Origin of the sequence: Gordonia sp. UBA5067, assembly GCF_002414845.1 — a bacterium.
Lineage (GTDB): Bacteria > Actinomycetota > Actinomycetes > Mycobacteriales > Mycobacteriaceae > Gordonia > Gordonia defluvii.
In genome coordinates, this window is sequence record NZ_DIAX01000010.1 from 4,364 (window position 1) to 11,427 (window position 7,064).

The 7,064-nt window shown below is 67.2% G+C and carries 7 protein-coding genes; 3 read left to right on the forward strand and 4 right to left on the reverse strand.

Features of this window, described 5'->3' with window-relative positions; genetic code table 11:
- Positions 1 to 106: 106 nt before the first annotated feature.
- From B4M62_RS01590 to B4M62_RS01600, 3 genes are all read right to left on the reverse strand, one after another.
- Positions 107 to 943: an esterase/lipase family protein gene (locus tag B4M62_RS01590; protein WP_290704176.1), complete on the reverse strand. Its 837-nt coding sequence runs from the start codon at positions 941 to 943 to the stop codon at positions 107 to 109.
- Positions 944 to 983: 40 nt separating this feature from the next.
- Positions 984 to 2,144: an NAD(P)-dependent malic enzyme gene (locus tag B4M62_RS01595; protein ID WP_290704179.1), complete on the reverse strand. Its 1,161-nt coding sequence runs from the start codon at positions 2,142 to 2,144 to the stop codon at positions 984 to 986.
- A gap of 289 nt (positions 2,145 to 2,433) precedes the next feature.
- Positions 2,434 to 2,892, reverse strand: a complete 459-nt coding sequence (locus tag B4M62_RS01600; protein ID WP_290704182.1) for a M15 family metallopeptidase — start codon at positions 2,890 to 2,892, stop codon at positions 2,434 to 2,436.
- A 124-nt stretch (positions 2,893 to 3,016) separates the two neighbouring features.
- Here B4M62_RS01600 and B4M62_RS01605 point away from each other — a divergent pair, with 124 nt between their 5' ends.
- Positions 3,017 to 4,261 (forward strand): MFS transporter, encoded by a 1,245-nt coding sequence (locus B4M62_RS01605; RefSeq protein ID WP_414651753.1) that lies wholly within the window; start codon positions 3,017 to 3,019, stop codon positions 4,259 to 4,261.
- A gap of 10 nt (positions 4,262 to 4,271) precedes the next feature.
- Positions 4,272 to 5,288 (forward strand): UDP-glucose 4-epimerase GalE, encoded by a 1,017-nt coding sequence (gene galE / locus B4M62_RS01610; protein ID WP_290704185.1) that lies wholly within the window; start codon positions 4,272 to 4,274, stop codon positions 5,286 to 5,288.
- A gap of 81 nt (positions 5,289 to 5,369) precedes the next feature.
- Here galE and rfbB read toward each other — a convergent pair whose 3' ends face one another.
- Positions 5,370 to 6,374, reverse strand: coding sequence for a dTDP-glucose 4,6-dehydratase (gene rfbB / locus B4M62_RS01615; protein WP_290704188.1), 1,005 nt, complete (start codon positions 6,372 to 6,374; stop codon positions 5,370 to 5,372).
- Positions 6,375 to 6,959: 585 nt separating this feature from the next.
- On the opposite strand from rfbB, the gene B4M62_RS01620 reads away from it, so the two are divergent.
- On the forward strand, positions 6,960 to 7,064 hold a 105-nt coding region (locus B4M62_RS01620; RefSeq protein ID WP_290704480.1), incomplete at its 3' end, for a sugar phosphate nucleotidyltransferase.

A 7,064-nucleotide genomic window follows, 5' to 3' on the forward strand; every position in this document is an offset into this window, starting at 1 on the left:
GCTCTACCGACTGAGCTAAGGCGGCGTGCTGCGGGCAGCGAGAACGAGTGTATCGGCAAACCCGAAGCTGGCCAAAACCGCAACGCATCGGCGAGTAGGTGCCGACTCACTGCCCGAACTCGGCGCCACCGCACGGCACTCGGGTCCGGCGCGCCGGATCGAGGGCGTTGCGAACGAGCGCGCCGACCGTCGGCGAGAATGCCATGCCCAAGTGGCCGACTCGCGACTGCGGGCACACGTCCTGTACGACGATGTTGGTCACATTGGCGGCCGGTGGCATGAGCGTCACCGGGTACGGCGTGGACACCTCGTCGAAGCGGGTCGCGAGGTTCACGTATGCGACGCCGGGCTGTCGTGGCCCCCAGTAGTTCTGGCCGGGCGCGCGGGCGGGCAGTCGATCGGTGATCGCACCGATCCGGCTGGTGCCCCGACTCGGCGACGAGACCCCGACGATCGTGCCCACCCGCGGCGTCCGTAGTTGGGCGACGAGCTGGGCGATCGACCCGCCCTGCGAATGGCCGACAAAATCAGCCTTCTGGGCACCGGTCACGGCGAGGACGCGATCGAGGAATGCCGCGACCTGCCGCGCCGAGCGGTCCTTGTTGCCGACACCTCCGGTGTTGCCGCTCCAACTGGTCTGGCCGTAGGTCAGGCTGAATACGCAAAATCCCGCGTTGGCGAGCGTGGGGGCGAGATAGCCGAGGTTGGCAGCCTGGTTCATCGCCGTCCCGTGCAGCAGGATCACCGGGTCACGATCGGTGTGGCGGCAGTGCCATCGGTTCGATCCCGGTGGAGAATTCTGCGCCGATTGCAGGTAGCCGGCGGCGATGGCCGCTGGGACATCGGTCGCGACGGGGAACGGTGCGGCGACCGCGTGAGCTGCCGACAGGGTCGCACAAACCGCTGCGGCGCCGATCGTCGCCGTCAAGGTGGTGATTCGCATGGCAACATTGTGCCGCGTCACCCGGAGTGGCTAGGCGAGATCAGACCACGCCGTCAGCACGGGCTGCGTCGGCCACGGCCTTGGCGACCGCAGGTGCCACCCGGGCGTCGAGCGGGCTCGGCACAATGTAGTCCGGCCGGAGGTCGTCGGCGGCCACGGAGAGGATTGCCTCGGCTGCTGCGATCTTCATGTTTTCGGTGATCCGCCGTGCCCCTGCGTCGAGGGCGCCTGCGAAGACGCCCGGGAAGGCGAGGACGTTGTTGATCTGATTCGGGAAGTCGCTGCGGCCGGTTGCCACAATCGCCGCGTGCCGACGTGCGACATCCGGATGGATCTCGGGATCCGGGTTCGACAGGGCGAACACAATCGCATCGTCGCTCATCGAAGCGATGAGTTCTTCGGCGATCGTGCCGGCCGACACGCCGAGGAAGACGTCGGCGCCAAGGAGGGCCTCGGCCGCACCGCCGGTCAGCTTTCGCGGGTTGGTGCGCTCGGCCAGATCTGCCTTGAACTCGTTGAGGTCGGCTCGGTTGGTGGCGACGATGCCCTTCGAGTCGAGCACGACCACATCGGCGACTCCGCACGCCAACAGGATGTTGGCACAGGCCACACCGGCGGCCCCGGCGCCGGAGATGACGACACGCAAACCGGGGAGGTCGCGGCCCAGCACCGTGACGGCACCCTTGAGTGCAGCCAAGACGACGATGGCGGTGCCGTGCTGGTCATCGTGCATTACTGGGCAGTCGAGAGCTTCGATCACGCGCCGCTCGATCTCGAAGCAGCGCGGCGCCGAGATGTCCTCGAGGTTCACCGCGCCAAAGCTGGGTCGCAGGCGGATCAGCGTCTCGACGATCTCGTCGGGATCCTTAGTGTCCAGGACGATGGGGATGGAGTTCAAGCCGGCAAAACTGCGGAAGAGCGCCGACTTGCCCTCCATGACCGGCAGGGACGCCCGTGGGCCGATGTCACCCAGGCCCAGGACAGCTGATCCGTCGGACACCACGGCGACGAGGCGCTTGGTCCAGGTGTATTGGTCGACCAGTTCCGGTTGCTTCGCGATGGCCCGCGACACCTGTGCGACACCGGGGGTATAGGCGATCGAAAGGTCGCGCTGTGTGGTCAGGGGAGCCTGGAGTTCGATGGACAGCTTGCCGCCGACGTGCGAGAGGAAGATTTCCTCATCGGTGATCGGAGTGGTCATTGAGCTTTCGTCCGTACTGGTCACGATGGTCCTTACCGAGCGTTCGTTCGTCAATTGGCAATGGGTGTCGGTCTAAGCAGAAAGTGCCTTGGGTTCCCGCGCGTCGGGGCGCGCACACGACGGTGGGTGCGACTGGCCGGTGGCTGGGGCTGCGGGTGGGCTGCCAGGCACCGATGTTTGCCTGCGACGGCATCGTGCGCCGCCTGGTAGACATCGGAGTAAATTCTGCCAGTCACCCGGGCCGCTAGGCAACCGGGCGTGACACAGACGCGATCTCGCCCGGTGCAGGTCAGTGATGCGCGGCGTCTGGTCGCATCCGCGGACACGGAGTTGGCGCCACCTCGAAATGCCACCACTCGTTCGCATAAGTGCGGCAGAGTCCCCAGCGGGGGCCGGTACGGGCCAGCCACTGCGCACCGGCAAGCGGCCCGACGTCGATGGCCCGCCCCGTCACATGGCTCGACTCGCCGGGCGGCAGAACCCACCGTCGTGCGACCGCCGGGCTGCCGTAGGTGCGGATCCCCTCGCGCCACATCTGGTCCTGCTCTGCCCAGGACCGCTTGCCCGAGGTGATCCACAGTGCAACGCCCTCGCGCTGCGCGTGTGACCTGGCGTTCTGGAACGCGGCCGTAAGTTGAGGGGTCAACCCGCCCGTTGGCGCGGGTGCGGCGTCCGCCGCCGCGGCGGCGGGTACGGCCAGCGCGGTGACTGTGGCCAGCACTGCGGCGGTTGATCGGCGGGACGGCATGGGTTCTCCTCGGTGCAGGCACGCTCGGCGAAACTCCGGGGCACCCCCGGCGGATTGTTCGAATCTAGCGCGCCCCCCAAGACGATTGTCACCGGTGGCCTTCGGCTCGATACGATGGGAAGCTGTGACCACCACGACCACCCCGCCCCAGCGCAGGGCAGCACTGGCCGCATCCGCCTGGGTTCCCGTGGGCGGTGCGGTGTTTGTCAGTGCCTGGGGGGGGAACCAGTTCACCCCCCTGCTAGTCATGTACAAGCAGCACGGGTTATCACACGTGGTGGTCGACACCCTGCTGTTCGTCTATGTATTCGGCATTGTCCCAGCCTTGCTGATCGGTGGCCCGGCCTCCGACCGGTGGGGGCGGCGCCCCCTAATGCTGCCGGCCCCGATCCTCGCCGGCCTGGGCTCGGTCGCGCTCGCGCTCGGGGCTGATTCGGTGACGTTGCTATCGATCGGACGCCTGCTCAGTGGTGTCGCACTGGGTTTGGCGATGGCAGTCGGCGGCAGCTGGGTGGCCGAATTGTCCAGCGCCGCCGGCGCGCCCATCGGTGTCGGGGCCCGCCGCGCGACGATGTGCTTGACCGCCGGCTTCGGGGTCGGGGCCGCGGTGGCCGGCGCGCTTGCGCAGTGGGGACCCTGGCCGACAGTCACGCCGTACGTCGTCACCGTGGCGTTGTCGGCGGTCTCGGCGGTGAGTCTGCGGCACGTGCCCGAGACCCGGGTCCGCAACACATCCGGCCCGAAGGCGAGCCTGCTCACGGATTTGCGCATCCCGTCGGTGTTCACGCGGCGATTCCTTCTCGTCGTCGCTCCGGTCGCCCCCTGGGTTTTCGGTGCGTGCGCGATCGCGTACGCGATCCTGCCGGACCTGCTCAGCGGGCACACCACGATGCCGATCGCGCTGGCCGCCGCGTGCTGCCTCCTTGGTTTGACCGCCGGATTCGGCATCCAGTCGGTCGGCCGGCGGATCGATGCGCCGGGCAGCGTGCGCGGCCTGGTCGTGGCGCTGGTGGTGCTGATACCCGGGCTCCTGATGGCGATTGCCGCCGCCGTCACGCACAGCATTCCAGTCGGCCTGCTGGCCGCCGCCATCCTCGGCTGCGGCTACGGGATGGCGCTCATCGGCGGGCTACTCGAAGTGCAGCGCATCGCCGGACCCGACGACCTCGGCGGTCTCACGGCGGTCTTCTATGCGCTGACCTACATCGGGTTCGGCTCACCGGCGCTGCTGTCGTGGCTGATCGAGCGATTCCCGTCGTTGAACTACCGCGAATTCTTCCTCGTCGGCCTGTTGATGGTCGGTGTGTGCCTGGTGGTGGTGCTCATCGGTGGCCGGCTCAGCGGTGGCCGCGGCACCGACAGTCCGTAGACTGCCCACCATGCGTGTACTCCTCACCGGCGGGGCCGGATACATCGGTGCGCACACCGTCGTCGAGCTGATCGCCGCCGGGCACGAGGCAGTGATCTTCGATGACTTCTCCTGCTCGAGCCCGGTGGCCATTGAACGGATCAACGAGATCACCGGCACCCAGGTGTGCAATCGGACGATCGACGTGACCGATGCCGAGGCGGTGCGCGCGGGCATCGACGAGACCGGACCGTTCGACGCGATCATCCACCTCGCAGCGCGCAAGGCGATCGGCGAATCGGTGAGTCTCCCGCTGGAGTACTACGAGAACAATGTCGGCTCGACGATCGTGATGCTCGCTGCCATGCGCGAGCATGGGATCAGCACCTTCCTCTTCTCTGGTACCGGCACGGTGTACACGCACCAGGAGGACCTCCCCTTTGTGGAGACCTCTCGCACTGGGCTGGCCTTACCCAACCCGTACAGCAAGTCCAAGCGGATCTGCGAAGAGATCATGGCTGACTTCGCCCGCACCGGCCCGGACAGGCGGCTGATCGGGTTGCGCTACTTCAACCCGATCGGTGCACACGAGAGCGGCCTAATCGGCGAGGACCCGCAGGGCATTCCCAACAATTTGATGCCCATTGTGGCGCGTGTGGCCGCCGGAATCCTGCCGCAGGTGAGTATCTTCGGTCGCGACTATGACACGGTGGACGGGACCGCCCTGCGCGACTACATCCACGTCGTCGACCTCGCCCGCGGTCACCTCGCCGCCATTGAGCACGCCGAGCGCGGCATGCACTTCTACAACTTGGGCACCGGCCAGCCGTCGAGTGTGCTGGAGTTGATCGCCGCGTTTGAGGAGGCGTCGGGGCGACAGATCACCGTCGTCGACGCGCCGCGCCGCGCCGGCGACGCGCAGGCCACTTACTGTCTGCCAGACAAGGCACACGTCAAGCTCGCCTGGCGGGCCGAGTTCGGCATCGGCCGGGCGTGCGGCGATTATTGGCGCTGGCAGCAGCAGAACCCGGAGGGGTACCGGTCCTAAGAGTTCGGATCGGGTGCCCACTCGGCGGGGTTGGGGTGCCCACTCGGCGGGGTTCGGGTGCCCACCCGGCGGGGCAGGGCGCTAGTCGAGCAGGGTCTCGGTCTTGGCATACCCGGCCTCGACGTCGGCCTTGCGGTTGCGCCACCAGGATTCGTTCTCGCGGTACCAGTTGATCGTCGCTGCTAGCCCGCTGGCGAAGTCGGTGTAGCGCGGCCGCCAGCCGAGTTCGGTGCGCAGTTTTGTCGAATCGATGGCGTAGCGACGATCGTGGCCGGGCCGGTCGTTGACGAATACGAAGGCATCGCGCGGTTCGCCGAGCAGTTCGAGAATCGTCTCCACGACGGTCCGGTTGTCGGCCTCGCCGTCGGCGCCGATCAAGTAGGTCTCCCCGATGCGGCCGCGGTCGATGATCGTCCACACCGCGTCGTTGTGGTCGTCGACGTGAATCCAGTCGCGCACGTTGCGGCCATCGCCGTAGATGCGCGGGCGGACACCGGTCAGCACGTTGGTGATCTGGCGGGGAATGAACTTCTCGAGGTGCTGGAACGGCCCATAGTTGTTGGAGCAGTTGGAGATTGTCGCCTCGATCTCGAATGACCGCACCCACGCCCGCACGAGCAGGTCCGACCCGGCTTTCGTCGCGCTGTAGGGGCTCGAGGGGTTGTACGGCGTCGCCTCGGAGAATCGGGCCGGGTCGTCGAGCTCGAGGTCGCCGTAGACCTCGTCGGTGGAGATGTGGTGGTAGCGCACACCATGGCGCCGAACCGCTTCGAGCAGGGTGAAGGTTCCGACCAGGTTGGTGGCAACGAACGGCGCGGGGTCGTTGAGCGAGTTGTCGTTGTGCGACTCGGCCGCGAAATGCACGACGAGGTCGCTCCGTCCGACGAGACCGTCGACCAGTTCTGCGTCGGCGACATCCCCGACGACGAGCCGAACCTGATCGGCGACGACGTCCAGCGACGCCGGGTCGGCGGCGTAGGTGAGCTTGTCCAGGACGGTGATGTCGACGTTGGTACGGGTGGCCAGGGTGCGGAGTACAAAGTTGACGCCGATGAAGCCGGCGCCCCCGGTGACCAGTATCCGCATGGTGCTCCCCGCTAGAGGCGGCAGTGTTGCCGTCGGTCCAGTCTAGTGGCCGAGGTCAAAACCGGGGGCGTGGGCAGTTGCTGGGCATGTGGCTGCGAGCCGTCGGGGGATCGACTTGTGAAATCATCGGAACCTTGTGCCGGGGGCCGCAATAGGGGGATGGCCGCTGACGCCCCCACGGGAGGTCTACGCCGTGCGTTAGTCGCCCCACTTGAGCGTGGGGGTGACCATATGGGCGCTACCGTTGGTTACGTTGCCCCACACGATGGGGGTATCCCCTCCCTGATAGGTCGCTGCCGGTGAGTGCGACCTGGGGCACCGCGGCAGTCGCGGGGGAGATACTGAGGATGGTGGCGCTGGCGGCGATCACCGATGCCGCCAGCGTCGCGGCGATCCGGCGGGGTCCCGCGCGGTAGGCCGATTCATACATGGTGGTGCCTTTCGATGCGGGCGGCGGGCCGCGTTGGCGACCAGGAACAGTCTTCGCCTCCGCCGCCAGGGTGGCGCGAGTACTGGACTACTCGAATCCGAGCGCCATCGTCCACCGGCGACACACCACCACTGCTGGGCCGATAGCCTGGGGCAATGCGCGGAATCATTCTGGCCGGGGGCACCGGCACCCGGCTGCACCCGATCACCCAGGGCGTGAGCAAGCAGCTGGTTCCCGTCTACGACAAGCCGATGATCTAC